22 protein-coding genes are annotated in these 24,880 nt (G+C 71.3%); 16 read left to right on the forward strand and 6 right to left on the reverse strand.

Annotated features, from left to right (window positions below; all coding sequences use genetic code 11):
* Positions 1-102 precede the first annotated feature (102 nt).
* Positions 103-324: a flavin reductase gene (locus tag AB0H52_RS17330; RefSeq protein WP_357948461.1), complete on the reverse strand. Its 222-nt coding sequence runs from the start codon at positions 322-324 to the stop codon at positions 103-105.
* Between the two features lie 311 nt (positions 325-635).
* On the opposite strand from AB0H52_RS17330, the gene AB0H52_RS17335 reads away from it, so the two are divergent.
* The 5 genes from AB0H52_RS17335 (at position 636) to AB0H52_RS17355 (ending at position 3,113) form a co-directional block, all read left to right on the forward strand.
* The gene (locus AB0H52_RS17335) at positions 636-1,436 is read left to right on the forward strand and encodes a helix-turn-helix transcriptional regulator (protein ID WP_357948464.1); all 801 of its coding nucleotides are present in this window, start codon (positions 636-638) and stop codon (positions 1,434-1,436) included.
* On the forward strand, positions 1,424-1,612 hold the full coding sequence (locus AB0H52_RS17340) for a DUF397 domain-containing protein (RefSeq protein ID WP_357948467.1): 189 nt from the start codon (positions 1,424-1,426) through the stop codon (positions 1,610-1,612). Before AB0H52_RS17335 ends, AB0H52_RS17340 begins: the two co-directional genes overlap by 13 nt.
* A 168-nt stretch (positions 1,613-1,780) precedes the next feature.
* A complete protein-coding gene (locus tag AB0H52_RS17345; RefSeq protein ID WP_357948470.1) occupies positions 1,781-2,209 on the forward strand; it encodes a VOC family protein in 429 nt (142 codons plus the stop codon).
* Positions 2,210-2,358: 149 nt separating this feature from the next.
* On the forward strand, positions 2,359-2,790 hold the full coding sequence (locus AB0H52_RS17350) for a hypothetical protein (protein ID WP_151490655.1): 432 nt from the start codon (positions 2,359-2,361) through the stop codon (positions 2,788-2,790).
* A 47-nt stretch (positions 2,791-2,837) separates the two neighbouring features.
* A complete protein-coding gene (locus tag AB0H52_RS17355; RefSeq protein ID WP_151490654.1) occupies positions 2,838-3,113 on the forward strand; it encodes a hypothetical protein in 276 nt (91 codons plus the stop codon).
* Positions 3,114-3,285: 172 nt separating this feature from the next.
* On the opposite strand, the gene AB0H52_RS17360 is transcribed toward AB0H52_RS17355, so the two are convergent.
* From AB0H52_RS17360 to AB0H52_RS17370, 3 genes are all read right to left on the reverse strand, one after another.
* Positions 3,286-3,864, reverse strand: a complete 579-nt coding sequence (locus tag AB0H52_RS17360) for a TetR/AcrR family transcriptional regulator (RefSeq protein WP_357948474.1) — start codon at positions 3,862-3,864, stop codon at positions 3,286-3,288.
* A 245-nt stretch (positions 3,865-4,109) separates the two neighbouring features.
* Complete coding sequence (locus AB0H52_RS17365) at positions 4,110-6,509, reverse strand: IPT/TIG domain-containing protein (protein WP_151490653.1); 2,400 nt, start codon at positions 6,507-6,509, stop codon at positions 4,110-4,112.
* A gap of 149 nt (positions 6,510-6,658) precedes the next feature.
* Positions 6,659-7,114 (reverse strand): Lrp/AsnC family transcriptional regulator, encoded by a 456-nt coding sequence (locus tag AB0H52_RS17370; protein ID WP_151490652.1) that lies wholly within the window; start codon positions 7,112-7,114, stop codon positions 6,659-6,661.
* A gap of 62 nt (positions 7,115-7,176) precedes the next feature.
* On the opposite strand from AB0H52_RS17370, the gene AB0H52_RS17375 reads away from it, so the two are divergent.
* On the forward strand, positions 7,177-7,914 hold the full coding sequence (locus AB0H52_RS17375) for an AzlC family ABC transporter permease (RefSeq protein ID WP_151490651.1): 738 nt from the start codon (positions 7,177-7,179) through the stop codon (positions 7,912-7,914).
* Positions 7,907-8,239, forward strand: a complete 333-nt coding sequence (locus AB0H52_RS17380; RefSeq protein WP_151490650.1) for an AzlD domain-containing protein — start codon at positions 7,907-7,909, stop codon at positions 8,237-8,239. Before AB0H52_RS17375 ends, AB0H52_RS17380 begins: the two co-directional genes overlap by 8 nt.
* 14 nt (positions 8,240-8,253) lie before the next feature.
* Here the strand turns inward: AB0H52_RS17380 and AB0H52_RS17385 are convergent, their stop codons facing one another.
* Positions 8,254-9,273, reverse strand: a complete 1,020-nt coding sequence (locus AB0H52_RS17385) for an LLM class flavin-dependent oxidoreductase (RefSeq protein WP_278121997.1) — start codon at positions 9,271-9,273, stop codon at positions 8,254-8,256.
* Positions 9,274-9,522: 249 nt separating this feature from the next.
* Positions 9,523-12,231 carry a glucosidase gene (locus tag AB0H52_RS17390; protein ID WP_357948479.1) on the reverse strand — a complete coding sequence of 903 codons (2,709 nt, stop codon included), beginning with the start codon at positions 12,229-12,231 and terminating at the stop codon, positions 9,523-9,525.
* 42 nt (positions 12,232-12,273) lie between these two features.
* Between AB0H52_RS17390 and AB0H52_RS17395 the strand changes: the two genes are divergently transcribed.
* The 9 genes from AB0H52_RS17395 to AB0H52_RS17435 all read left to right on the forward strand — a co-directional run bounded on the left by AB0H52_RS17395 (position 12,274) and on the right by AB0H52_RS17435 (position 24,873).
* The gene (locus AB0H52_RS17395; RefSeq protein WP_151490647.1) at positions 12,274-14,217 is read left to right on the forward strand and encodes an amylo-alpha-1,6-glucosidase; all 1,944 of its coding nucleotides are present in this window, start codon (positions 12,274-12,276) and stop codon (positions 14,215-14,217) included.
* 137 nt (positions 14,218-14,354) lie between these two features.
* The gene (locus AB0H52_RS17400) at positions 14,355-15,689 is read left to right on the forward strand and encodes a glycosyltransferase family 4 protein (RefSeq protein WP_192580313.1); all 1,335 of its coding nucleotides are present in this window, start codon (positions 14,355-14,357) and stop codon (positions 15,687-15,689) included.
* 83 nt (positions 15,690-15,772) lie between these two features.
* The gene (locus tag AB0H52_RS17405) at positions 15,773-17,527 is read left to right on the forward strand and encodes a serine/threonine-protein kinase (RefSeq protein WP_357948482.1); all 1,755 of its coding nucleotides are present in this window, start codon (positions 15,773-15,775) and stop codon (positions 17,525-17,527) included.
* A gap of 119 nt (positions 17,528-17,646) precedes the next feature.
* Positions 17,647-19,254, forward strand: a complete 1,608-nt coding sequence (locus AB0H52_RS17410) for a serine/threonine-protein kinase (protein WP_151490646.1) — start codon at positions 17,647-17,649, stop codon at positions 19,252-19,254.
* A 103-nt stretch (positions 19,255-19,357) separates the two neighbouring features.
* Positions 19,358-20,167, forward strand: a complete 810-nt coding sequence (locus tag AB0H52_RS17415; RefSeq protein WP_151490645.1) for a metal-dependent hydrolase — start codon at positions 19,358-19,360, stop codon at positions 20,165-20,167.
* On the forward strand, positions 20,164-21,072 hold the full coding sequence (locus AB0H52_RS17420) for an amidohydrolase family protein (protein ID WP_357948486.1): 909 nt from the start codon (positions 20,164-20,166) through the stop codon (positions 21,070-21,072). The genes AB0H52_RS17415 and AB0H52_RS17420 overlap by 4 nt, the downstream gene beginning before the upstream one ends.
* A 357-nt stretch (positions 21,073-21,429) precedes the next feature.
* Positions 21,430-22,461 (forward strand): LacI family DNA-binding transcriptional regulator, encoded by a 1,032-nt coding sequence (locus tag AB0H52_RS17425; RefSeq protein ID WP_225854885.1) that lies wholly within the window; start codon positions 21,430-21,432, stop codon positions 22,459-22,461.
* Positions 22,462-22,538: 77 nt separating this feature from the next.
* Complete coding sequence (locus AB0H52_RS17430; RefSeq protein ID WP_151493314.1) at positions 22,539-23,843, forward strand: extracellular solute-binding protein; 1,305 nt, start codon at positions 22,539-22,541, stop codon at positions 23,841-23,843.
* A 67-nt stretch (positions 23,844-23,910) separates the two neighbouring features.
* Positions 23,911-24,873, forward strand: coding sequence for a sugar ABC transporter permease (locus AB0H52_RS17435; protein WP_357948489.1), 963 nt, complete (start codon positions 23,911-23,913; stop codon positions 24,871-24,873).
* The last annotated feature ends 7 nt before the right edge of the window (positions 24,874-24,880 follow it).

The following is a 24,880-nucleotide window of genomic DNA, read 5'->3' on the forward strand; positions in this document are numbered from 1 at the left end:
CCCTCAACCCACACCCCTACAACTCCATCTCCTCGAACTCCTCGACATCGACCCACTCGAGTGGTGTTGACAATCAGCCACGTGCGGAATGCAGGACTAGCGTCAGCCCCGGGCTCGCGCCCAGGAGAGGAAGCGCTCGGTCATCCGTGCCGGCGGGTGGTCCGGGTGGAGTTGGGTGAGCTGGTGGGTCGCCTCGTTCATCAGGGTGCCGAGGTAGATCAGCAGCCCCATCCGGTTGGTCCGGTACTCCGTCAGCAGGGCGAGCTTGGCCGGCTGGCACGGCCACTCCCGGCCGCAGTTGCGGCACCGCCACAGCGGGCGCATGGCGACATGCGGGACGGGCGGCCGGATCACCGCCACCGCCACCGCGTCACGCGCTGATGGATTGTCGGGCTGGGCACATCGACCTCCTCGGGATGGGGATGGGGTCGCTCCCGCAAGGGGGGAAACGGGAGCGACCCCGGGCCAGAGCCCGCCGCCGCCACGTCGGCCACCAGCGGACCCGCCACTGGTGACAGTCTGGTGATGACACGACTACGGTCGATTCGTTCTCGCGGCATCCGTGCAGCTCGGCGACCCAGATGGGCAGCCGTGACGGACACGCCGATCCAGAGTGAGCAGAGGCTGGGGAATCGATGGGGACCGCTACCGACTACGTCCTGGAGGAACTACGCCTGCTGCGGGCGGGGTCCGGGCTCAGCCAGGACGACTTCGGCAAGGGCATCGGGTATTCGGGCTCGCACGTCAGCTCGGTGGAGACCGGCGGACGACCGCCCACGAAGGAGTACATGCGGGCGATCGACGCCCACCACACGACCGACGGACGCTTTCTGCGCATGCTGGACAGGTTGGCCCGGCTCGACGCCGAGCCGGCCTGGCTGCGCGAGTGGATCGAGTTCGAGCGGGAGGCGACGACGCTGCGCTGGTTCGAGTTGGCGTACGTGCCGGGCCTGTTCCAGACCGAGCGGTACGCCCGCGCCACGCTGGCCGGCGGCCGGTTCGACGCCGAGGACGTCGACCGCATCGTCGCCTCCCGCCTGGAACGGCAGGCGATCCTGCACCGCCCACGTCCGCCGCAGCTCATCGCCGTCCTGGACGAGGCGGTGCTGCGCCGGCCGGTGCTCGACCAGCCCGGTCTCATGGTCGAGCAGTGCGAGAAACTGGTCGAGCTGGCGGCGGCCGAGCACATCCAGGTGCACATCGTCCCAGTGGACGCGGGGATGTACCTGGGGATGGGCGGCCAGTTCATCATCGCCGAGATGCCGGACGGCGAACGGGTGACCTACGCCGACAACCAGCTCACCGCGCAGATCGTCGACGCGTCGACCGACGTCGCTAAGCTGGCCAAGACGTGGGAGATCGTCCGCAACGAGGCGCTACCCCGCCGGCAGTCAATCGAGCTGATCAAGGAAGTGACGAAGTCATGGATGCCCTGACTCCACGCTGGCACAAGTCGACCAGGTCCGGCGGCAACGGCGGCGCCTGCGTCGAGGTCGCCGACAACATGCCGCACATCGTGCTGGTGCGCGACACCAAGGACCGCGATGGCGGCACCCTCCACGTCAGCCCGGCGGCTTGGAGAGCTTTCGTCGGTTACGCCAAACAGCACTGAACGTGCATCCAGGAGAGGCCCCTGCCCCGGGGCCTCTCCCCGCACGCTCCGTGCCGCTAGACCCGCGACAAACCGCCTCGTCGATCCCACCCCCCGCTCCGCGATCTTGCACCGGATCTGCCCGGGTCGTCCACGCCCAGACCGGGTCAGCCCGGTGGCCTGTGGCGGTTGGAGGCTGACACGCACGTCGGCACCGGGCATGCGGAGACGGTGACCGCACGCTTCAAGGATCTCTGTCTCGATGCCGCGGACCCGCTCGCCCTGGGCGGCTTCTGGGCCCGGATGCTCGACGCCGACGTGGCCGACGCCGGCGAGGGTGACACCCGCGTCGATCCCCGCTCCGCGCGCTCGGACGCCGAGTCGATCTGGGTGAACCGGGTGCCCGAGCCGAGGGTCGGCAAGACCCGCGTACACCTGGATCTGCGCCTGCCCGACGCGGGCCCGGCGGCGCTGCTCGCGGAGGGCGCCCGGCTCATCACCGAGCCGTCCGGCGAGGTGACCTGGTGGGTGCTGGCCGACCCGGAGGGCAACGAGTTCTGCGCGTTCGCGCCGCGTCGGGTGAACGACCGACTACCCAGCGCGGGCGGCGTCGACTAGCGTTTTGTAGCGCCGCAGCCAGCGCGTTCGCCGCCGCCGTCGACACGCCTCCGGCCGACTCCAAGCTGCCCGATCGGTGGGTAATCGCGGGAACGTCCCACCGCCGCTCCCCCGGTTCGGCAGGATCGTCCCAACGAGGAGGTGCCGTCGTGCAGGACACCCGCGCTCTCGCCCTGACGTTTGAGGTGAGCGGCCTGCCACCGGTCAAGACCGAAGCGTTGTCCATCTTCGCCGCCGGGCACCGGCAGGCGACGAGGGTACGCACCCTGCTCCAGGCCGCCCTCGCGGCGGCCCAGCGCACCGGCTGGACGCCGCTGCCTGGGCCCGTCGAGGTCGACCTGGTGCTGCGCTGCCCGCCCGGGCACCGAACATCCGACGCCAGCACCCTGCTCGGCGGCGTCTGTGCGGTGTTGCAGGACAAGAAGCGCGTGTCGTCCATCGGCCTGGCCCACCTCGGCGTCCTGGTGGACGTCGCCCTCTACGACGACGACCGGCAGATCCGCCGGTTGTCGTACCACGAGGAGCCGGCGGAGGAATTCTCGTACCAGGTGCGGGTCGCCGCCGTACCGACCGGGGTTTAACCGACGTCCGCGGTGGGGTATCGCGGTCGCCGACGAAGGGAGCACCGATGTCGGAGCCACATGTCACGCTCGACCCGCGCGGGCTCGATCCTGTGCAGCAGAAGCTGCGCGGCCCGCTGGAGGAGCAACTGACCTCGGCGCTTCAGGCCGCCACCGAACGGGTCAGCGCGGGCTACGCCGGCGAGCCGGTCGAGCAGGTCTGCCAGCGACTGCTGGACGAGACCCGCTCGGGTCTGCACCCCGACATCGCGGCCGGCTTCAACCCTGACATGGACGAGTTCTGCCGGGTCGCGGTGGCGATCGTCCGACGCGAAGGGGCCTGAGCGCGGGGCCTGTCGGTGGTGGCCCGACGCCACACCCGGACGGCGAGAGCCGGCCCAGGTCAGGTGGGCTCCGACCGCGGTGGGCCGCAGCACCCCACCGTCGGTCGGGTCCAGTTCGTCGTCTTCCAGCACCCACGTGTGCCCGTCTCTGGCCCCGACGCCGCGTCGGTGGTCACGGCCACCGCAGCAGCCTCGCCGCGATCATCGCTTCGCGCTCCTCCTGCCCCTCGGGCCGCAGCCGGCCGCCCCGGGTGAGCATCACCACGCCGTGCAGCAGGCTCCAGCCCACCTCGGCGAGAGTGTCCAGGTCCCGCCCCTCGGCGAGCGGGGCCAGGGCCGCCCGCAGCTCGGTGAAGACCGCCCGCGGCGCCGCCGGCACGCCATCGTCGCCGAGGGCCAGGTCGGGGGTCAGCGCGAGCATCGCGTCGTAGACCTCCGGATTCGCGTACGCGAAGTCGAGGTACGCGGAAGCGACCGCCGACCAGACGCCCTCGGGTTCGTCGGTGGCGTCCGCGTGCGCCTCCGCCAGGTCGGCGGCCAGGTCGGCGAAGGCGCACACCGCGACGGCGGCGAGCAGCGCCTCCAGATCGGCGAAGTGGCGGTAGATGTCACCGATGTCGATCTCGGCCCGCTCGGACAGCCGGCGGGTGCTCACCCCCGCCCAGCCTTCCGTCTCAGCCAGCTCTCGCGCGACCGTGACGATGAGGTCACGCCGGTCCTGTTCGGTGGCCTTCTCGGCAGGTCCGGGCACGCACCCGAGCGTACGGGCGAACACCACCCACACTTCTTCGGTGACGGATTGGTGACTGTCCGCGAGAAGCTGGGCGCGGCCGGCACCTGCCACACCCGAGGTCCGGCTCGTCAGGTGAGGAGATCACCGCGACGGGCGGGGACGTGGTCGTGCGGGACGACTCGGGCCCGAGCCCTTCATCGGGTGACCGGCGGCGCTGCCATCCCGGCCAGGGCCCGAGCTGAGCCCTGGCCGGGACAATATGGTCAGCCGATCCGGCTGGCGCGCTGCCGACGGCGGGTCAGCAACACCAGGACGATGCCGAAGAGAGCGAGCATCGCGCCAATGGTCAGCGGCGCGCCGACGCTGTCACCGGTCACCGGCAGGATCCGCGGGACGTAGCGGAAGGTGAGCCCGTTGGAGGCCCCACGGTCGGTGCTCACGACGACCGTGGTGTTCCCGGCCGCGCAGGGCGGGGTACGGAAGGTCAATGAACGCCCGTTCGGCGGCACGGTGACCTGGTTCGCCGGGATGGTCGCGCCGCAGATGGTGACCACCGTCCCGCCGGGCACGAATCCGGAACCACCGATCGTCACGGTGGTGCCACCACCGACCGGCCCCTGACCCGGGGTCACCGTGTCGATGACTGGCGGCGCGGGCGGCGCGACGTACGTGAACGGTGGCGCGGTGGCCGTGCCCGCGGGGAACACCAGGCGCACGTCCGCCGGCCCGGCCGAGTTCGGCGGCGTGACCACGGTGATCGTGGTGCCGGCCGGGTTGACGGTGAACCCGGTGCCCGGCACCCCGTCGAAGGTCACCCCGGACGCCCCGGCGAAGCCACTGCCGGTGATGGTCACCGTGGTGCCACCCGAGGTCGGCCCCGTCGTCGGGGTCAGCCCGGTCGCGTTGGCGGCACTACCGTCGGGCAGGTACGTGTAGTCCAGCGGTGCGGCCGTGCCGCCGCCGGTGCTCACCACCACCACCGCCGGCCCGACCGCGCCCGGCGGGGTGAGCGCCGTCAACGAGGTGCCGTCCGGGCTGACCGTGACGTTGGCGGCCGGGACCCCGTCGAAGGTGACGTTCGTGTCACCGGGGACGAGGGCTGTGCCGGTGATCGTCACCGTCTGGCCACCCGACTGCGGGCCCGCGTTCGGCGTGATCGACGTGGCGGTCGGAGGCGCCGCGACGTACGTGAACCCGTTCGGCGCATTGGCGTTCTCGCCCGGAATGAGCACGGCCACGTCCACGGGACCGACCTGCCCAGGCGGTGTGACAACGGTCAGCGAGGTGCCGCTCGGGTCCACGACGAGGTTGGTGCCCGACGTGTCGCCGAAGGTCACCTCGGTCGCCCCGGTGAACCCGGTGCCGGTGACCGTCACCGTCGTACCGCCGGTGGTCGGGCCGGTGTTCGGCACGATCGAGGTGATGGTCGGCGCGATGTACGTGAACGTCGGCGCGGTCACCCGACCGGCGGGGAAGACCAATTCAACCAGGGCCGGTCCTTGCGGGTTCGGAGGGGTCACCACGGTGATCGTGGTGCCGGCCGGGTTGACGGTGAACCCGGTGCTGGGCAGCCCGTTGAAGTCCACTGCCGCCACCCCGGTGAAGCCGGTGCCGGTGATGGTCACCGTCGTGCCGCCGGCCGTCGGGCCGGAGGGCGGCGTGAGACCGGTGATCACAGCCGCGCTGCCGTCGGCCAGGTAGGTGTAGCCGAGCGGCGGCGCTGCGCCGTTCACCGTGCTGACCACGACCGACGCCGGACCGATCGCGCCGGGCGGGGTGACCGCCGTCAACGAGGTGCCGCTCGGGTTGACCGTGACGGTGGTGGCCGGCGAACCGTCGAAGGTGACCGTGGTGCCACCCGAGATGAAGCCCGTACCGGTGATGGTCACCGTCTGGCCGCCCGACTGCGGGCCCTCGTCCGGGTTGATCGTCGCGGTGGTGGGCGCAGTGGGCGGGCGTTCGCAGTTGGCCTCGGCGACGATCACCGTTCCGATCGGGATGGTCGTCGGCACGCCGAGGATGGTGCCCGACAGGGTGAAGGTGGCTCGTATGGTGATCGCGGTGGCGCCGGCGGCGGTGGTCGTCTCGACGCGGGTCAGCGATGCGTTCAGGCTCGCGTCCACCAGCCCCGACACCACCACGGCCGCACTGCCGACGACGGCGGGGGTGTTCGCCGTCAGGGTCACCGCGGAGCCGAATAGTTCCAGCCCGACGAGCGTGGTGTCCGCGCCGGTCGGGCCGACCTGCGGGCAGGTCGCGGTGGCGGTGGCCTCGGTGGCGTCCAACACGTCGACGCCGAGCACGGCCAGGTTGAGGCCGTTGACGCTGGAGGACGCCGACGACGAGGCCGCTGCCCGGGTGGCGGTGACCTCCTCGACGGTGCCGCTGGCAGTCACGCCGAGCGCCCCGGGTATCGAGATGGCCAGCAGGGTCTCGGTGTCGGTGCCGCCGGCAGGCGGCGCGGTGGCGGTGCCGATGGTGGCGTCGGCGGTGATCACGGCCGTGCCGAGTACCTCCGCAGACAGGTCGACGACGACACCGCGGGCGTTCGCGTCACCCGGCGCCGCGCGTGCTGGCGTCCCCAGCCCCAGGGTCGCCAGGCCGGCGACCAGCAGCGCCGTGGATGCGCTCGTGATTCTTCTTCGCAGCAGGACAGGTCTCACCGATATTCCCCCGTTCAGATGGACTGACGGGTCTGCTCGGCGTGGGTCCACCCGTCACCGGGACAACGAGGGCAAATCGTGCAAGTTGCGCATAATGCTCATTTGGGTCGCAATCGTAGGTGATCCAGGATCGCCCACCTTGCCAACCGCTAGTTGCTCTTGATCAGTTTCATGGTCAGGCGAGACTCGACTCGCAGGACACCCGGTAGGCCGATGAGCTTGCCGCTGAGGAATGCCTCAAAGGCGCCATGGTCCTCGACAGCGACCCGCACGAGGTAGTCGGGGCGGCCGAACATGCGGCGAAACTCAACCACCTCGTCGTAGGCGGACACGGTGTCTTCGAACTCCTGCACCGTTTGGAGGTTCTGCGCCGCGATCTCGACGTCGATCAGAACCTCGAGCCCACGGCCGGTCGCGACGGGGTCGATCACGGCGCGGTAGCCGGCGATGACGCCGGTGTCCTCCAGCCGTTTGACCCGGCGCAGACACGGCGGCGGAGTGAGCCCCACCCGCCGTGCCAACTCGACGTTACTCAACCTGCCGTCCCGACTCAGTTGAAATAAAATTTCCCGATCAAGCGCATCAAGGCGTTCCCGATTACCCACACGACGATTATACGGCAACTATTTGGCACCAAATTACGCAGGCTTTGAAATACAATTTCAGCATGTCAAGCGATCCGACGGCGGCTGCCACCGGGAAGGACCACGACGTGAAGGCGCCGTCCTCGCTGCTCGCCGCACTCAAGGACTCCCTGCCCGTCGGACTGGGGCTGGCACCGTTGGGCGTCGCTCTCGGAGTGCTGGTCGTTCAAGCCGGACTGCACTGGTGGTGGGCCACGGTCTTCACCACGGTCATCTACGCCGGCTCATTCGAGTTCCTGCTCATTGGCCTCATCAGCGCATTCGCGCCGCTGGCCACGATCGCGGCGACCGCGCTGCTGGTCAACGTTCGGCACCTGTTCTACGGGCTGTCGTTCCCACTGCACCGAGTCCACAGCCGCAGAGGCAAGCTGTACAGCACCTTCGCGTTGACCGACGAGGCATACGCCCTCACCGCCAACAGGCAGGCTCAAGCATGGCCCGGCCGCCGCATCGTCGCGCTTCAAATGTTTCTGCACCTGTACTGGGTGGGTGGCGCAACACTCGGCGGGACACTCGGCGCACTGATCCCAGAGCGCGTCGCCGGTCTGGACTTCGCGCTGACCGCGTTGTTCGTCGTGCTGGCCATCGAGGCGATCCGGGCCCGCCGCCACGACCTCCCTACCCCACTCCTGGCCCTGCTCGCGGCGCTCGCCACCTACCTCAGTCTCCCGAACCAGTTCTTGCCCGTCGCCCTCACGCTGTTCACCACGGCGCTGCTCGTACGCCGATTTCTGACCACCCGGAGACCCACTCGTGCCTGACGCCCCGTATCTACTCGCCGCGGTCGTGACCTCCGCCGCCGTCGCGTGGGGACTGCGCGCCCTGCCGTTCGCCGTCCTGGACCGGCTCCGCGCCAGCCCCACCGTCACCTACCTCGCGGCCGCCATGCCTGCCGGCATCATGATCACCCTCGCGGCCTACTGCCTCCGCGACGTGCCACACCAGCGTCCCGACCGCCTGATCGTCACGCTGCTGGCTGTTGGCATCACCGTTGGGCTGCACCTCTGGCGCCGCAGCGCCCTTCTCAGCATCCTGGTCGGCACCGCCACCTACGTCACGCTCGTCAGCACCCTGCTCGCCAATTGAAGGGCGCTGTCGACCTATGAGGCCGGATGCCAGCCGAGCAGTGGGCCGAGTCGGGTTGCCATGTCGGTGAGGATCTGAACGTAATCGGCGTGCTCAAAAGTGAATGGCAGGGCGAAGGCGACCTCGGTCACCTCACGGAACGCGGCATGCGCGTACAGACGCTCGGCGATCATCTCCGCCGGTCCGACGATGTCGGGGGCGAACATCACCCGGCTCGGCCCGTGCGTTGACGTGGTCCGGGGCATCCGCTGACGGCTGTACTCCTCGTAGCGGGCACGCTGGTCCGGGGTGGCCGAGTCGGTGGGGATCACGACCAGGCCCTGAGAGACCCGGGCACGGTCGCCGTCCGGGTGCAGAGCTCGGAAGGCCCGGATCTGGGATAGCTGGACCTCGGCGAAGTCCGTGGACTCCTCTGCCTTCACCACGCTGCTGGTGAGCAGGTTCATGCCCTGCTCGCCGGCCCATCGCGCCGACCGGAGGCTTCCGGCGCCGTACCACATCCGGCTGGCCAGACCGGGAGAGTGTGGCTGCACCCGCTCGGAGAACGCCTCCATGCCCTTGACGCCGTCGAAGTCACTGGCCGGTGCGCCACGGACGAAGTCGAGCAGCCGCCGCAGCCGGGTGTAGTCGAACTCCTCGGCGTGTGCGGTGTCGGGGTACAGCGATCGCATGACGCTGTCGTCACGCGTCGGCGGGCCGACGCTCACTCCCGGGTTGAGCCGCCCGCCGGAGAGGATGTCGACGGTCGCCAGGTCCTCGGCCAGCCGCAGCGGATTCTCCCAGCCGAGGGGGGTGACCGCGGTGCCGAGTTCGATGCGGCTGGTCCGCTGTGAGGCAGCCGCCAGGACGGCGATCGGTGAGGAGATGCCGTACTGGAGGTGGCGGTGGCGCACCCAGGCGCTGTCGAACCCGAGTTGCTCGCCGAGCGCGATGATGTCCAGCGTCGACTCGTGGCCTGCGCGCGGGTCGGCCTCGTCGAACAGACCGATCGTGAGGAAACCGAGCTTCCTCAGCGGGGTCGAGGGTGCGGGCACCGGTTCCTCCAGGCGTACGGCGTGTTCTTGGCTGGTCTCACAACAGGTGTGTCGGACCGCGGTGCGAGCGCCGCTCGCCGGCGGCGTTTCGGGCATCCGGAGTGGACAGACGAGATCTGGGTCCAGCGAGAGTCTAGGAAAGTGTGACTGGACGATGTCTTTACCTGAGCTGGATCCTGCGACGACGCCAGTCGTCATCCGGCGCGACACCGGGGCGGGAAGGCGCGATCGGAGGCGCTTCTCACCGGATCACCGGCGCAGGGTGAGGATCAGGTCGGCGACCAGGGCCGTCCAACCGGTCTGGTGCCAGGCGCCCAGCCCCGCCCCGTTGTCGCCGTGGAAGTACTCGGGGAAGGCGACCAGGTCCCGCCAGTCCGGGTGGGTCTGGAAGAGCTGACAGGCACCGTAGATCGGCCGTCTCCCCCAGTCGTCCTGCGTGAACAGCGAGATCAGTCGGGCGGACAGGTCGTCGGCGATCTCGTCCAGCGTGCGCTTCACCCCGGAGCGGGTCGGGTACTCGACCTGGAGGTCGTCGCCGAAGAACGCCGCATAGTCGCGCAGCGCGCTGATCAGCAGGAAGTTCGTCGGCATCCAGATCGGGCCGCGCCAGTTCGAGTTGCCGCCGAACAGGCCGCTGGTCGACTCGGCCGGCTCGTAGCCGACGGAGAACTCCTGACCGCCGAGGGTCACCGAGAACGGCTTGTCCAGGTGCGCGCGGGACAGCGTGCGCAGGCCGTACTCGGACAGGAACTCGTCGGTGTCCAGCATCCGGGCGAGCAGCCGGACCACCTGCTCCGGGCCGACCATGGACAGCAGCCGCTGCTGGCGGCCGTCGGGGCCGAGCCGGCGGGTGCCGATCACCTGGGCGTACTCGGGGCGGTTGGTGAGGAACCAGCGCAGCCGGGCGCCCAGCTCCGGCAGGCGGTGCAGGGTCTTCGCCGTGAGCCGGGTGGTGGCCGCCAGTGGCAGCAGCCCGACCACCGAGCGCACCTTGAGCGGCACCTTCGTGCCGTCGGCGAGGCGCAGCACGTCGTAGAAGAAGGCGTCCTCGTCGTCCCACAGCCCCTGCTCGTACGCGGCGGCGGCGATGTACGCGAAGTGTTCGAAGAACTTGGTGGCGGTGTCCACCCAGGTCCGGTCGTGCTCGGCCAGCACGATCGCCATGTCCAGCAGGTTGAGCGCGTACATGGCCATCCAGCCGGTGCCGTCGGACTGCTCCAGCACCCCCGCCACCGGCAGCGCCGCCGAACGGTCGAACGGCCCGACGTTGTCCAGCCCGAGGAAGCCGCCCTCGAACACGTTGTTGCCGCCGGTGTCCTTGCGGTTGACCCACCAGGTGAAGTTGAGCAGCAGCTTGTGCATCACCCGGGCCAGGAACTCGAAGTCCCGGCCGCCGTCGATCTCGAACACCTTGAGCGCCGCCCAGGCGTGCACCGGCGGGTTCACGTCGCCGAACGCCCACTCGTACGCCGGGATCTGCCCGTTGGGGTGCAGGTACCACTCGCGGAGCAGGAGCAGTAGTTGTTCCTTGGCGAAGCCCGGGTCGACGCGGGCGATGCTGACGCAGTGGAAGGCCAGGTCCCAGGCCGCGTACCACGGGTATTCCCACGGGTCGGGCATGGAGATCACGTCGAAGCTGGTCATGTGCCACCAGGCGCTGTTGCGCCCGTGTCGGCGCCCGGCCGGCGGGGGCGACGAGCCCGGATCGCCCTCCAGCCAGCGCTTGACGTCGAAGTGGTAGAACTGCTTGCCCCACATCAGCCCGGCGATGGCCTGCCGGGCGACCAGCGCCTCGTCGGGGGTGGCGGCCGGCGGGATCACCCCGGCGAAGAACCGGTTCGCCTCGGCGCGCCGTGCCCACACCACCGCCTCGAACCCTTCGCCGAGGTCGGCCGGGGGCGGCGGGGCGGCGGCCGGCGGCGAGGCGGTGCGGGTGAGCCGCAACCGGATCTGCCGTTGCCCGCCGGCCGGCACGTCGAGGACGTAGTGCAGCGCGCCCTTGGTGCCCTCCCGCGCCGGGTTGACGGTGGCCGCGCCGTTGACCACGTGGTCGTTGATGCCGTCCTTCGGGTACGCCGAGCGGCCGGGCAGCCCCCAGAGCCGTTCGGCGTTGGTGTCGTTGTCGCAGAGCAGCGGCACCGGGCCGCCGTCGCCCTCCAGCAGCAGCTGGCCGAACACCCGGTGTTCACCGACCAGCCGGGTGCCCTCGCCGGTCAGGGTGGGAATGCGGTCCCCGCCGGGCAGGCCCCAGGCCCAGGTGTTGCGGAACCACAGGGTGGGCAGCACGTGCAGGTTCTCCGCCCGGTCGCCCCGGTTCGCCACGGTGATCACCATGCACAGGTCGGTCGGGGACGCCTTGGCGTAGTCGACGGTCACCGCCCAGTACCGGTCGTCGTCGAAGATCCCGGTGTCCACCAGCTCGTACTCGGTGTCGTCGCGGCCGCGCAGCGCGTTCACCGCGACGAGTTCGTCGTACGGGAAGGCGGCCTGCGGGTAGTGGTAGCGCCAGCGCATCCAGGAGTGGGTGGGCGTGGAGTCCTCGTACCACCAGTACTCCTTGACGTCCTCGCCGTGGTTGCCGCCGTCACCGCCGAGGCCGAACATCCGCTCCTTGAGGATCGGGTCCTTGCCGTTCCACAACGCGAGAGCGAACGCGAAGGTCTGTCGATCGTCGCAGACGCCCGCCATCCCGTCTTCATTCCACCGGTAGGCTCTGGACCGGGCGTGGTCATGTGGGAAGTAGTCCCAGGCCGTACCGTGCTCGCTGTAGTCCTCCCGTACCGTCCCCCACGCCCGTTCGGACAGATAGGGACCCCATGCGCGCCAGTCCTGCTCCCCCGAGTCGGCTTGGGCGAGCCGGAGCCGCTCAGCGTCGGGTGGCGAGGCGTCGGAGGACGAACGGTCAATGATCACGTGCACATCTTCGACGCCGCTGCGGTACTTGACCACAGCGGCCATTCTCGTCGTGGCGTGTTACACCCCGCAGCCGGTGGAGGAAAGTTGATCGACATTCACTTCGGCCCGCAGGTCTGCGGCGATCTGAGCAGCGCGGCGAGCCGGGAATGGCTGGTGCCCGACGGTCTCGGCGGGTACGCGATGGGCACCGTCGGCGGGTTGCGGACCCGCCGCTACCACGGTCTGCTCGTGGTGCCCGGCGAAACCCCGGCGTCCCGCCAGGTGGGACTGGTCAGTCTCGATCCGGCGGTCACCCTGCCGTCCGGCGCACGGGTGCGGCTCGGCGCGCACGAGTGGTCCTCCGGCGACGTGGACCCGCGCGGCTTCGAGCTGTTGGAGCGCTTCGACCTGGTCGACGGGCTGCCCCGGTGGCGGTGGCGGATCGGCGCGGTGGTGATCGAACGCGAGCTGGCCATGCTGCCGGGCCGCTCCTGCGTGGCGGTGGTGCACCGGCTGGTGGCCGGCGGGCCGGTCCGGTTGGAGCTGTCCGCCGCCTGCACCTGGCGCGACGCGCACGGCGAACGGCGCGCCGACGGGCCGACCCCGCAGGTCGAGACGGTGGCCGACGGCGCGGTGGTCGAGGGCGCGTACCGGTTGGCCGGGCCGGGCTGGGCACCGGAGGGGCAGTGGTGGCTGGGCGTGCACCACCGCGAGGAGGCCAACCGGGGTCTGCACCCGGACGAGGACCTCTGGTACGCGGGCCGCTTCGCCGGCGAGCTGGAACGCCCCGGCGACACGGTGTCGGTGCGGGCCTGGGCGGGCCGGCTCGACGAGGAGCCTCCGCCCGCAGCGGAGATCGTGGCGACCGCCCGGCGGCGCAACCGGCAGGTGGTGGCGACGGCGAAACCCGCCGATGACGTGGAGGCGACCCTCGCGCTGGCCGCGGACGCGTTCGTGGTGCGTCCCGGCGGCGGGACGGTCGACGTGGTGGCCGGGTACCCGTGGTTCGGCGCCTGGTCACGGGACACGATGATCTCGTACGAGGGGTTGTTCCTCTGCACGGGTCGCGCCGCCGAGGGCCGGGAGCTGCTGCGGTCGTACGCGGCGACGCTGTCCGAGGGGATGCTCGCCAACACGGCCGACACCGGACGGGTGGAGTACAACACCGTCGACGGCACGCTGTGGTTCCTGCACGCGGTGAGCCGGCACGTCACCGTCACCGGCGACACCGACCTCGGCGACGAGCTGCTGCCCGCGCTGCGGACGGTCGTGGACGCCCACGTGGCCGGCACCCGCTACGGGATCGCCGTCGACCCGGCCGACGGGCTGCTCACCCAGGGTGCTCCGGGCACCGCGCTGACCTGGATGGATGCCCGGGTGTACGGGGTGCCGGTCACCCCGCGTACCGGCAAGCCGGTCGAGGTCAACGCGCTGTGGATCAACGGGCTGGCCGGGCTCGCGGAGCTGACCGAGCTGGCCGGGCAGGACGCGGCCGACCTGTGGCGGCGGCACGGGCAGGCGACGTCCTCGTTCCGGGACCGCTTCCCGGCCCCGACCGGCTGGCTGCACGACGTGCTGGACGCGCCCGCTCCGGCGTACCCGCTGGGTGGCGCGGCCCTGCACGACGATGATGCACTCCGCCCCAACCAGCTGCTGGCCTGGTCGTTGCCGTTCGCGCCGCTGGAGCCGGACGAGCCGACGCTGCGCCGGGTCGCCGCGGGGCTGTTCACTCCGCTCGGGCCGCGCAGTCTAGCCCCGGACGCGCCGGAGTTCGTGGGCCGGCACGGCGGTGGTCCCGCGGAGCGCGACGGGGGCTATCACCAGGGCACGGTCTGGCCGTGGCTGCTCGGTCCGTACGTGGACGCCTGCCGCCGGGGAAAGATGTCAGTCGATGACGTTTTCATCGGCATAGAGGCCCATTTGACCGAATATGGGCTAGGATCGGTAAGTGAGACGGCCGATGGCCTCGCGCCGCACACCGCTACCGGGTGCCCGTTCCAGGCATGGTCGGTGGCCGAGCTGCTGCGGGTGCGGCGAAAGGGCCAGTAGCGCTTTACACGACCGCAACGGTGGTGTCGCCACTGGTTATCGCGATCCCGGCAGGATTGGCTCCGATCCAGGCGCGACGGCGACATCGAATCCGGTGTCGGTCGGCGCGCGCCCGGGGACAACTCAAAGGGGGCCGCATGTCACTCGATGCCCACGTGATCGACATCCACCCCGCCCGGCAGCTGCGGGTGCTGATGCTCTCCTGGGAGTACCCGCCGGTGCTCGTCGGCGGCCTCGGCCGACACGTGCACGCCCTCTCCGTCGCCCTGGTCGCCGCCGGCCACGAGGTCACCGTCGTCACCCGCCACGCCGAGGGCGCACCCCTGGAGGAGTACGCCGACGGCGTGCGCATCCTGCGCGCCCCCGAAGACCCGGTCACCTTTCCTTTGGCCACCGGCTCCCTGCTCGCCTGGACGATGGCGTTCAACCACACCCTCACCCGCACCGCCCTGCGCGCCACCCAGGCCGGCAGCTATGACGTCATCCACGCCCACGACTGGCTCGTCGCGCACACCGCCATGACCCTGCGCGACCACCTGGACATCCCCCTCGTCACCACCATCCACGCCACCGAAGCCGGCCGGCACCAGGGCTGGCTACCCGAGGAGATGAACCGCACCATCCACGGCGTCGAACACTGGCTCAGCGGCGTCTCCACCCGCGTCATCACCTGCTCGGGGTACATGCGCGACCAGGTCACCACCCTCTTCGACGTACCGGCCGCACAGGTCGACGTGGTGCCCAACGGGGTCGACGACCGCGCCTGGCGGGCCCGTCCGCGTGCGGTCGCCTCGGCCCGCGCCCGCTTCGCCGGGACCGGCCCGCTGGTCGGGTACGCCGGGCGGCTGGTCTACGAGAAGGGCGTGCAGCACCTCGTCCACGCGGTGCCCCGGCTGCGGGAGCAGCACCCCGGGCTGCGCGTGGTGATCGCCGGCGACGGCCCGTACCGCGCCGAGCTGGAGGCCCAGGCCCGCCGGCTGGCGCTCTCCTCGACCGTCCGCTTCACCGGTTTCCTCGACGCCACCCAGCTGCCCGCGGTGCTCGGCGCCACCGACGCGACCGTGGTGCCCAGCCTCTACGAGCCGTTCGGCATGGTGGCCCTGGAGGCGGCGGCCGCCGGCGCGCCCCTGGCCGTGGCCCGCACCGGCGGCCTCGCCGAGATCGTCGAGGCCGGCGTGACCGGTGTGACGTTCCCGCACAGCGACCCGGACGCGCTCGCCGGCGCGGTCGGTCAGCTCCTCGGCGACGAGGTCTTCGCCCGCCGGGTGGCCCGCAAGGCCCGCACCATGGTCGGCGAGCGCTACGGCTGGGCCACGATCGCGGCCCGCACGGCGGCCAGCTACGCCGCCGCCCGCCGCGAGCACGGTCCGCTGCAGGCCCGGCGTGCCGCGGCCCAACTGGCGGGTGGACGTACCCGGATCGCCATCCCGGAGGGCAATCTGCTCGCCACCGTCGACCACGCCGCCTGCTGAGGTGAGTCGGACGACCGATAGGTGACTTCCAATCCGCTGGTTAGGGTGTAGCCCGGACAGCGGCTGAGGAGGAGCGTGCGCAGGTGCTGATCGCCGGTCGGTACCGGCTGCTCGACCTGGTTGGTCGCGGGGGCATGGGTCGGGTGTGGCGTGCCCGCGACGAGATGCTGCACCGCGAGGTCGCGGTCAAGGAGGTCGTGCCACCGGGTTGGCTGGCCGACCACGAGCGTGCCGAACTGCGCTCGCGCACCCTGCGGGAGGCGCGCACCGCGGCCCGGCTCAACCACCCCGCGGTGGTCCGGCTCTACGACGTCGTCCCGGTCGAGGGCAGCCCGTGGATCGTCATGGAGTACGTGCCGTCGCGCACCCTGCAGGACGTCCTGGACGCCGAGGGGCCGCTGGAGCCGACCCGTGCCGCCCGGATCGGGCTGGCGCTGCTCGGCGCGCTGCACGCCGCGCACACGGCCGGGGTGCTGCACCGCGACATCAAGCCGCAGAACGTGCTCATGGCCCACGACGGGCGGGTGATGCTCACCGACTTCGGGCTGGCCACCTTCGACGGTGGCGACGGCGCGATGACCCGCCCCGGGATGGTGCTCGGCTCTCCGCAGTACGTCGCGCCGGAGCGGGCCGCCGAAGGGGTGTCCACGGTGGCGGCCGACCTGTGGTCGCTCGGGGCCACCCTGCACGCTGCCGTCGAGGGCCGCTCCCCGTACGCCCGCAGCACCGCCATGGCCACCCTCAGCGCGCTGGCCGCCGGCCCGCGGGACCCGGCCCCGCACGCCGGGCCGCTCGCGCCGGTGCTCGCCGGGCTGTTACGCCGCGATCCGCACGACCGTCTCGACCACGATGCCGCCCGCCGACTGCTCACCGCCGCGGCGGACGGTCGCACCGATCCAGCGCTGACGTCCGGCGGCGCCAACCCGCTTTTGGCGTCCGGTGGCGCCAACCCGCTCGCGGCGTCCGGCCCCGATGGTCCGGCGGACGGCAACCGCGCCGCCGCAGCCGATGGCCTCGCCGACGACCTGGTCGACCAGGACCCCACCATCCCGCTACCCGAGCCCGGCGAACCCGCCGCAGACCCGGGCGGCCCGGTCTCCACCACACCGCCGGACAGGCGGCGCACCGCTCGCCGGGCCGCGCTGATCGCCGTCGCTCTGCTGGTCGCCGCGGCCGCCGGCGTGGGTACCGCGTTGGCCGTCACCGGTGACGAGCCCAGCGACACCGCCGGGTGGCCCACCGCCGCGCCGCCGAACCGTCCCCCGGACGGGCCGGGCGGCCCCGGTCGCGGCCCCAACCGGCCCGGCCCACCCCCGGGTGGACGCGACGTCCCGCCGCCGCCGTTCGCGTGTGTCCGTCCGGATGTCGTCGGCGCGCCGGTGCTGGCCGGCGCACCGCTCCCGGGCGAGGCGTTCCGGCCGCCGCCCGGCTGGGTCTGGCACGCCGACACCACCGGCTTCCGGGTCTCCGTCCCGGCGACCTGGCACTACTCCCAGGACGGCGCGGTGGCCTGCTTCCAGGACCCGACGACCGGCCGGGCCTTCAGCGTCGCCCGGGGCGACAGCGCCGACCCGCTGGTCCGGCTACGCGCGGCCCGCGACGCTGCGGCCGCCGCCGGAGCACTGCCGGGGTACGACGAGATCCGGCTCGCCGCCAGCGACGGTGGCGCGGAGTGGGAGTGCCGCTGGGAGGCCCCGAACGGCCCGTGGCTGCACGCCCGGCAACAGGTCGTCGGGGCCGGCCGCTGGACGCTGGGCTGGATCACCGACGACAGGGACTGGAACCGGGCCGACACAGACTGGCGGGCAGTCCGAAACAGTTTCCGACCACCCCCCTGACCTGCACCGTATGGCCATGATCCGGACCACCGTCCGGCGTGGATCGAGGCCGCTCAGCGGATGAGAAACCCGCCTTCGGTGGCTATCGTGTAACTCGGGGTGACCGAGGGGGAGCGACCGTGCAGCAGTTGCTGATCGCGGGTCGGTACCGGCTGCGCGACCTGGTCGGCACCGGCGGAATGGGCCGGGTGTGGCTGGCACGCGACGAGATGCTGCACCGCGATGTCGCGGTGAAGGAGGTCGTGCTGCCGTCCTGGCTGGCCGAGGCCGAGCGCGAGGAGCTGCGGCTGCGGACGCTGCGCGAGGCACGCACCGCCGCTCGACTCAACCACCCGAACGTGGTCCGCATCTACGACGTGGTGCACGACCGGGACAGCCCCTGGATCGTGATGGAGTACGTGCCGTCCCGGTCGGTGCAGCAGATCATCAGCGCGGAGGGCCCGCTGAGCCCGCAGCGCACCGCCCGGATCGGGCTGGCGGTGCTGGCCGCGTTGCGGGCCGCGCACAGCGCCGGCGTGCTGCACCGCGATGTGAAACCGCACAACGTGCTGGTCGCCGACGACGGGCGGGTGGTGCTCACCGACTTCGGGCTGGCCACCTTCGACGGCGGCGACGGGGCGATGACCGGGCCGGGCACGGTGCTCGGCTCGCCGCAGTTCGTCGCCCCGGAACGAGCGCGCGAAGGGGTGTCGGACCCGCGTACCGACCTGTGGTCGTTGGGCGCGACGCTCTACGCGAGCGTCGAGGGCCAGTCGCCGTACGCCCGGTCGAACGCGATGGCGACGCTCAGCGCGTTGGCCACCGAACCACCGGACCCGATGCGCCGCGCCGGGCCGCTGCGCCCGGTGCTCACCGGCCTGCTGCAGCGCGATCCCTGGCGACGGTTGACCGCCGCCGAGGCGGAGGCGCTGCTGCGCGGCGCTGCGGCGACCCCGGACGAACCCACCGGCCCGGCCCGGTCCTCGGCGGTGGCGGCGGTACGCAGCGCCGGCCGGGCCCTGGCGCACACACCGGTCGACCCGCTCGGCGGTCCGCCGGCGCCACCCAGCCGTCACTCCGGCCGGCGGGGCATGGTGATCGGCCTGGCCGGCGCGGCCGTCGCACTCGTCATCGCCGGCAGCTTCACGTGGGCGCTGGTGGCCCGCGACACCGACCGGACACCGCCGTCCGGCACCGGCGGCGGCGCGGCCACCACCCGCCCGGCCGCGTTCGCCTGCTCGACGCCTCCGCCCGCGACGGCAACCCCGGTGCCGCCCTCGTCGCCGCCGGCCGACGGGCGGTACGGGCTGCTCGACGGTTGGACGTGGCACGACGACCCGGCCGGGTTCCGGATCGCCGTGCCGGTGGGCTGGGCGCGCTGGACCGAGGGTGCGGTGACCTGCTTCCGCGAGGTCGGTGGGGCACGGGTGCTCAGTGTCGAGGCGGGGCCGTCGCGCCCCGACCCGGTGGCGCACTGGAAGGCCGAGGAGGCTCGGCTCACCGCCAGCGACGCGTTGCCGGGCTATCACCGGTTCGACATCTCCGCGATGGACATCTTCGACGGCGGGGCGGCGTGGGAGTGCCGGTGGGAGAACGCCGCCGGCGACCAGGTGCACAGCTTCCGCCTGCTGGCCAACACGTCGGCCGGGCGTTCGTACACCGTCTCGTGGTTGACAAAAGAGTTCGACTGGCAGGTCAACGCGGCATACTTGCCGATGATCCGGCAGAGCTTCACCCCCGCTCTCTGACACCATCCGTTGTGGACCGACCGGGTGATGCCCCTGCGGCGCCGACGCTGACTACAGTGGCGTAGTTTTGGGCGCTCAAGATCCCTGGGGAGGGTGAGCCGAGATGATGGGACCGTCGCACGCGCTGTCCGGCGCGGCGGTATGGCTGGCCGGGTCCTGGGCGTTGGACCAGTTCGCCGACTACCACCAGTCGCCGCTCGCGTTGGCGGTGGGCACCGCGGTGTGCGCGGGTGGTGCGCTCTTTCCGGACCTCGACATGTCGGGCAAGGTGACCAAGAACCAGGGTGGGGCGACGGTGGCCCGCACGTTCGGCGTCTTCTCGCTGTTCGCCGCCGAGGTGATGGAGAAGATCTCCCTCGGGGTCTACTACGCCACGAAACTCAGCAAGGATCCGCGCCGCAACAACGGCCACCGGACGCTGACCCACACGCTTCCGTTCACCGTGCTGGTCGGGTGGGGCACCACCGCGCTCTGCGCCGCGTACGGCAAGTGGGCGGTGATCACCATCCTGTTCTTCATGTTCGGCCTGGCGATGCGCGGCCTGTTCGACGAGTGGGCCGAACGGGCCGGTTGGGTGATCATCACCCTCGCGTCGGCGGGCGCGGCCTGGTTCACCTTCGCCAACCTGCCGGGTGGGCGCGGCTATCCGCTGATCGGCACCGCCGTCGGCGTGGGCTGCTTCGTGCACATCCTCGGCGACATGATCACGAGAGCCGGCGTGCCGATTCTCTGGCCCGTCCCGATCAAGCGACGGATGTGGACGATGATCGGCCTGCCGAACGGCATCGCCCTGCGTACCGGCAGCAAGGCCGAGGTGGTCGTGCTGCGGGCAGTGCTGACGGTCGTGGCGGTCCTCGCCACGGCGGGCCTGATCGCACCGTCGGTGCTGCAACGGTTCAACATCGAGATATGACCGACCCGGCCGCGCCGTCACCTCCGCAGGCCGACGAGCGGGTGCCGGATTTCTGGCGCGCACTGGGGCTGCCGGGGCTCGCCGACGTACACGTGCACTTCCTTCCGCCGCGACTGCTGCGGCGGGTGTGGGCGTACTTCGACGCGGCGGGGCCCCTGGTCGGCACCGACTGGCCGATCCGCTACCGGTGGAGCGACGCCGACCGGGTCGCGCACCTGCGCCGGCTCGGGGTGCGGGCATTCAGCGCGTTGGCGTACGCGCACCGGCCGGGCATGGCGGCGGAGCTCAACCGCTGGACGCTGGAGTTCGCCCGCGCCACCCCGGGCTGCCTGGCCTCGGCCACGTTCTTTCCCGAGCGGGACGCCCCGCGCTACGTCGAGGCGGCGCTCGCCGGGGGCGCCCGGCTGTTCAAGGTGCACCTGCAGGTGGGCGGCTTCGCACCGACGAATCCGATGCTGGATGCCGTCTGGGGGACGCTGGCCGACGCGGGGGTGCCGGTGGTCGTGCACGCCGGGCACGCCCCGGTGGGGACCGCGCACACCGGGCCGGACCCGTTCGCCGCCCTGCTCGCCCGCCATCCTCGGCCGACGGCGGTGGTGGCACACCTCGGCGCCCCGGACTACCGGGCCTTCCTGGACCTTGCGGAGACGTACGAGCGGGTCCGGTTGGACACCACCATGGCGTTCACGCCCTTCTTCGACCGGTTCGTTCCATTCCCCGGTGACGAGCTGCCCCGGTTGCGCGAGTTGGGGCTCGCCGGCAAGGTGCTGCTGGGCAGCGACTTCCCGAACATCCCCTACCCGTACGCCGACCAGCTGACCGGCCTGGCCCGGCTGGACCTCGGCGACGACTGGCTGCGGGCGGTCTGCTGGAACAGCGCCGCCGCCCTGTTCGACCTCTCCTGACCCCACCCCCTCCCCCCAGGGTCACCGCAACCGCGACTCGCCACCCGCGCGCCGCCCCGTCCCCCGCGCGACGTCTCCCGCCTCCCGCCCCCAAGATCGCGCTCGATCCTCGAAGTAGTGGCCTCCCCAGCGGCCCGAGGGGACTACATCCAGGATCGAGCGCGATCTTGGGGGTGGGAGGGCCACGCGCACGGCGCGGGAGGGCCACGCGCACGGCGGTGAATTCTTTTCGACATCGGCTATTGACGTCGCCGTAACAGGTGGCCTAGCGTCCTGTCGAACCGCTTCGTCGAACCGCTTCGACGAAGATTCGGGAGCGGTCCCACGCCTGGCCGGAGGAGGTGCGCGGTGGCCACCATGCACGACGTCGCGCGCCTCGCCCGGGTCTCGGTCAGCACCGTGTCGTACGTGCTCACCGGCACCCGCCCGATCTCCCAGGCCACCCGGGACAAGGTGCTCGCCGCCATGGCGGAGCTCGACTACCAGCCCAACGCGATGGCCCGCGGCCTGGCCAGCCGGCGCAGCCGGATCCTGGGCCTGCTGATGCCGATGGACGAGCGCGGCCTGGGTGCGACCGAAACCGCCTTCGTCACCGGCGCCGCCGCGGCGGCCAGCACCGCCGGCTACCACCTGGTGCTCTCGCCGGTCGGCGGTGGGGATCTCGACGACCTGCGGCGGCTGGCCACCCAGCGGATGCTCGACGGTGTCGTGCTGATGGAGGTGCAGCTCGCCGACGAGCGGGTCACGGTGCTCCAGGAGGCTGGCGTACCGCTGGTCCTGATCGGCCGCACCGGCGACACCAGCGCGCTCTCCTACGTCGACATCGACTTCGAGCAGACCGTACGGGAGGCCGTCGCGCACCTGGTCGGCCTGGGGCACCGGCGGATCGTGTACGTCAACCACTCCGCCGCCACGCTGGCCAGCGGCTACGGCCCGGCGCTGCGTACCCGGGACGCTTTCGTCTCGGCGATGACCGGGCACGGCCTGGAGCCCGTGATGATCGCGGCCGAGGACAGCGCCGCCGGCGGGCGGGCCGCCCTGGCCGCGGCGTTCGCGCAGGCGCCGGAGCTGACCGCCGTGCTGGCCATGAACGAGACCGCGATCTTCGGCATCCTCGGCGAGCTGACCGGGCGGGGGCTGTCGGTGCCCGACGACGTCTCGGTCGTCTCGATGGTCACCTCGCCGCAGGTCGCCGAGCTGGCCACCCCGGCGCTGACCGCGATGACGTCACCCGGATCGGCGCTCGGCCGGATCGCGATCGAGGCGCTGCTGCGCCATCTGGACGGCCCCGCCGGAGGGCGTCATCAGCAGTTGCTGCCGTGCGCGCTGGAGATCCGCGGATCGACGGCCGCGCCGCGAAGCCGCCAACCGATGGGGGCTGACCAGTAAAAACAGCCCGCCGCCGCGCTGCAACGCGACGACGGGCCCAGTGAAGTACCGCTAGATACTCAACGAGGAGGATAGCAATGCAGCGATTCCACCGGATCGTCGCCGCGATCGCCCTGGCGGCGACCGCGACGACCACCGTGGCCGCCTGCGGCGGTGGTGACAACGGGGACAACAGCGACGCCAAGACCCTCAAGCTCTGGCACTACGAGAGCGAGAACAGCGCCATGGGGGTCGGCTGGAACCGGGCGATCGAGATCTTCAAGTCCGAGCACCCGGGCGTCGAGGTGCGCTTCGAGCGCAAGGCGTTCGAGCAGATCCAGCAGAACGCTGGCATGATCATCAATTCGTCCGAGGGTCCGGACATCATGGAGTACAACAAGGGCAACGCGACGGCCGGCCTGCTGTCCTCCCAGGGCCTGCTCACCGACCTGAGCGCCGAGGCCGACAAGCGCGGCTGGGCCGGCAAGCTCAGCCCCAGCCTGCAGACCACCGCCCGGTACAGCGACAAGGGCGTGATGGGTACGGGCAACTGGTTCGGCGTGCCCAACTACGGCGAGTACGTGACGGTCTACTACAACAAGGACCTGTTCCAGCGCAACGGCGTCAAGGTCCCGACCAGCATGGCCGAGATGACTGCCGCGATGGACACCTTCGTCGGCAAGGGCGTCACCCCGCTGGGCATGGCCGGTGCCGAGTACCCGGCCGGGCAGCTGTTCTACCAGCTGGCCCTCTCGAAGGCCGACCGGCAGTTCGTGGACAACTACCAGCTCTACAAGAACCCGGTCGACTTCAAGGCCGACCCGCTGAAGTACGGCGCGGACACCTTCGCCGAGTGGGTCCGCAAGGGCTACGTCGCCAAGGACTCGGCGAGCCTCAAGGCCGAGGACATGGGCACCGCGTTCATCGCCGGCAAGACCCCGATGATCGTCTCGGGCAGCTGGTGGTACGGCCGCTTCAAGGCCGAGATGAAGGCCAACTGGGACACCTTCCTCTTCCCGGGCAACACCCTGCAGGCCGGCTCCTCCGGCAACCTCTGGGTGGTCCCGACGAACAGCAAGGCCAAGAGCCTGGCGTACGACTTCATCGACATCACCCTGCGTCCGGAGATCCAGGACCTGATCGGCAACAACGGTGGCGTCCCGGTGGCCGGTGACCCCGCGAAGATCAGCGACCCGAAGGACCGCAAGCTGATCGAGGACTTCAACACGGTCAGCAAGTCCGACGGCCTGGCGTTCTACCCGGACTGGCCGGTGCCCGGCTTCTACGACGTACTGGTCGGCGGCTTCCAGGGCCTGATCAACGGGTCCAAGTCCCCGGACCAGGTGCTCGACACGATCGCCAAGCCGTACGCCGATGGCGTCAAGGAGATCACCGGCAAGTGACACGGTGAGCGGCGGGCGTGACCGGCACGACCGGCGCGCCCGCCCGCCCCGCTGGGAAGGATCTTCCATGGCAGTCTCCGAGACCGTCGCCCCCACACAGCCGGCGGCGACCCCGCCCCCGCCCAGCCGCGGACCTCGCGGCCGCAACGCGGCGTACTGGCTCTACCTGCTCCCCGGAGCGGTGCTGTTCATCCTGGTCATCGGCGCACCGCTGGTCGGCACCGGCTACCTGTCGTTGACCAAGTGGTCCGGCGTCGGCGACCCGACCTGGGCGGGCCTGGACAACTACCAGCAGCTGCTGCACGACGACGTGTTCTGGGCGTCGTTCCGCAACACCGTCGCGATGATCATCGCGATGGTCGTGCTGCCCACCCTGCTCGGGCTGCTGCTCGCCGCGGTGCTCTTCGACGTCATCGGCCGCCGGTTCAAGCCCCGCACGGCCGCCGCGCTGCGGGCCGCGTTCTATCTCCCGCAGGTGCTGCCCGTCGTGGTGGCCGGCATCGTCTGGGGCTGGATCCTGCGCCCCGACGGCGCGTTCAACGGCCTGCTCGACGCGGTCGGCCTCGGTGCGCTGCGCCACGACTGGCTCGGCGACCCGGACACCGCGCTGCCGGCCGTGATGGCGGTGATGATCTGGGTGCAGATCGGCTACCCCGTGGTCGTCTTCATGGCGGCGCTGCAGCGGGTCGACCCCGAGTTGTACGAGGCCGCCGAGGTCGACGGCGCGAACTGGTTGCACCGGTTCCGGGCGATCACCCTGCCGCAGATCCGGCCGGAGACCTTCGTGGTGGCCCTGACCTGCACCATCGCCGCGTTGAAGGTGTTCGGGCCGATCTTCGCCCTGACCCGGGGCGGCCCGGAGAACGCCACCAACGTGCCGTCGTACTTCGCGTACTACACGTTCTTCAAGAAGCTCCAGGTCGGCTACGGCTCCGCGATCTCCACCGTGCTCACGGTGATCATCGTGGTGGTCGCCGGTGTCTTCATCTGGATGCAGGCCCGCAGCGAGCGTCGGGACCGGGGGTTCTGAGATGGCC

Origin of the sequence: Micromonospora sp. NPDC050695 (assembly GCF_040654415.1) — a bacterium.
GTDB lineage: Bacteria > Actinomycetota > Actinomycetes > Mycobacteriales > Micromonosporaceae > Micromonospora.

What these genes read in the sequence shown, in the direction of transcription:
- AB0H52_RS17330 (WP_357948461.1), bottom strand. Translation starts at nt 324, where the DNA reads ATGCGCCCGCTGTGGCGGTGCCGCAACTGCGGCCGGGAGTGGCCGTGC.
- AB0H52_RS17335 (WP_357948464.1), top strand. Translation starts at nt 636, where the DNA reads ATGGGGACCGCTACCGACTACGTCCTGGAGGAACTACGCCTGCTGCGG.
- AB0H52_RS17340 (WP_357948467.1), top strand. Translation starts at nt 1,424, where the DNA reads ATGGATGCCCTGACTCCACGCTGGCACAAGTCGACCAGGTCCGGCGGC.
- AB0H52_RS17355 (WP_151490654.1), top strand. Translation starts at nt 2,838, where the DNA reads ATGTCGGAGCCACATGTCACGCTCGACCCGCGCGGGCTCGATCCTGTG.
- AB0H52_RS17375 (WP_151490651.1), top strand. Translation starts at nt 7,177, where the DNA reads ATGTCAAGCGATCCGACGGCGGCTGCCACCGGGAAGGACCACGACGTG.
- AB0H52_RS17390 (WP_357948479.1), bottom strand. Translation starts at nt 12,231, where the DNA reads ATGGCCGCTGTGGTCAAGTACCGCAGCGGCGTCGAAGATGTGCACGTG.
- AB0H52_RS17400 (WP_192580313.1), top strand. Translation starts at nt 14,355, where the DNA reads ATGTCACTCGATGCCCACGTGATCGACATCCACCCCGCCCGGCAGCTG.
- AB0H52_RS17415 (WP_151490645.1), top strand. Translation starts at nt 19,358, where the DNA reads ATGATGGGACCGTCGCACGCGCTGTCCGGCGCGGCGGTATGGCTGGCC.
- AB0H52_RS17420 (WP_357948486.1), top strand. Translation starts at nt 20,164, where the DNA reads ATGACCGACCCGGCCGCGCCGTCACCTCCGCAGGCCGACGAGCGGGTG.
- AB0H52_RS17425 (WP_225854885.1), top strand. Translation starts at nt 21,430, where the DNA reads ATGCACGACGTCGCGCGCCTCGCCCGGGTCTCGGTCAGCACCGTGTCG.
- AB0H52_RS17430 (WP_151493314.1), top strand. Translation starts at nt 22,539, where the DNA reads ATGCAGCGATTCCACCGGATCGTCGCCGCGATCGCCCTGGCGGCGACC.
- AB0H52_RS17435 (WP_357948489.1), top strand. Translation starts at nt 23,911, where the DNA reads ATGGCAGTCTCCGAGACCGTCGCCCCCACACAGCCGGCGGCGACCCCG.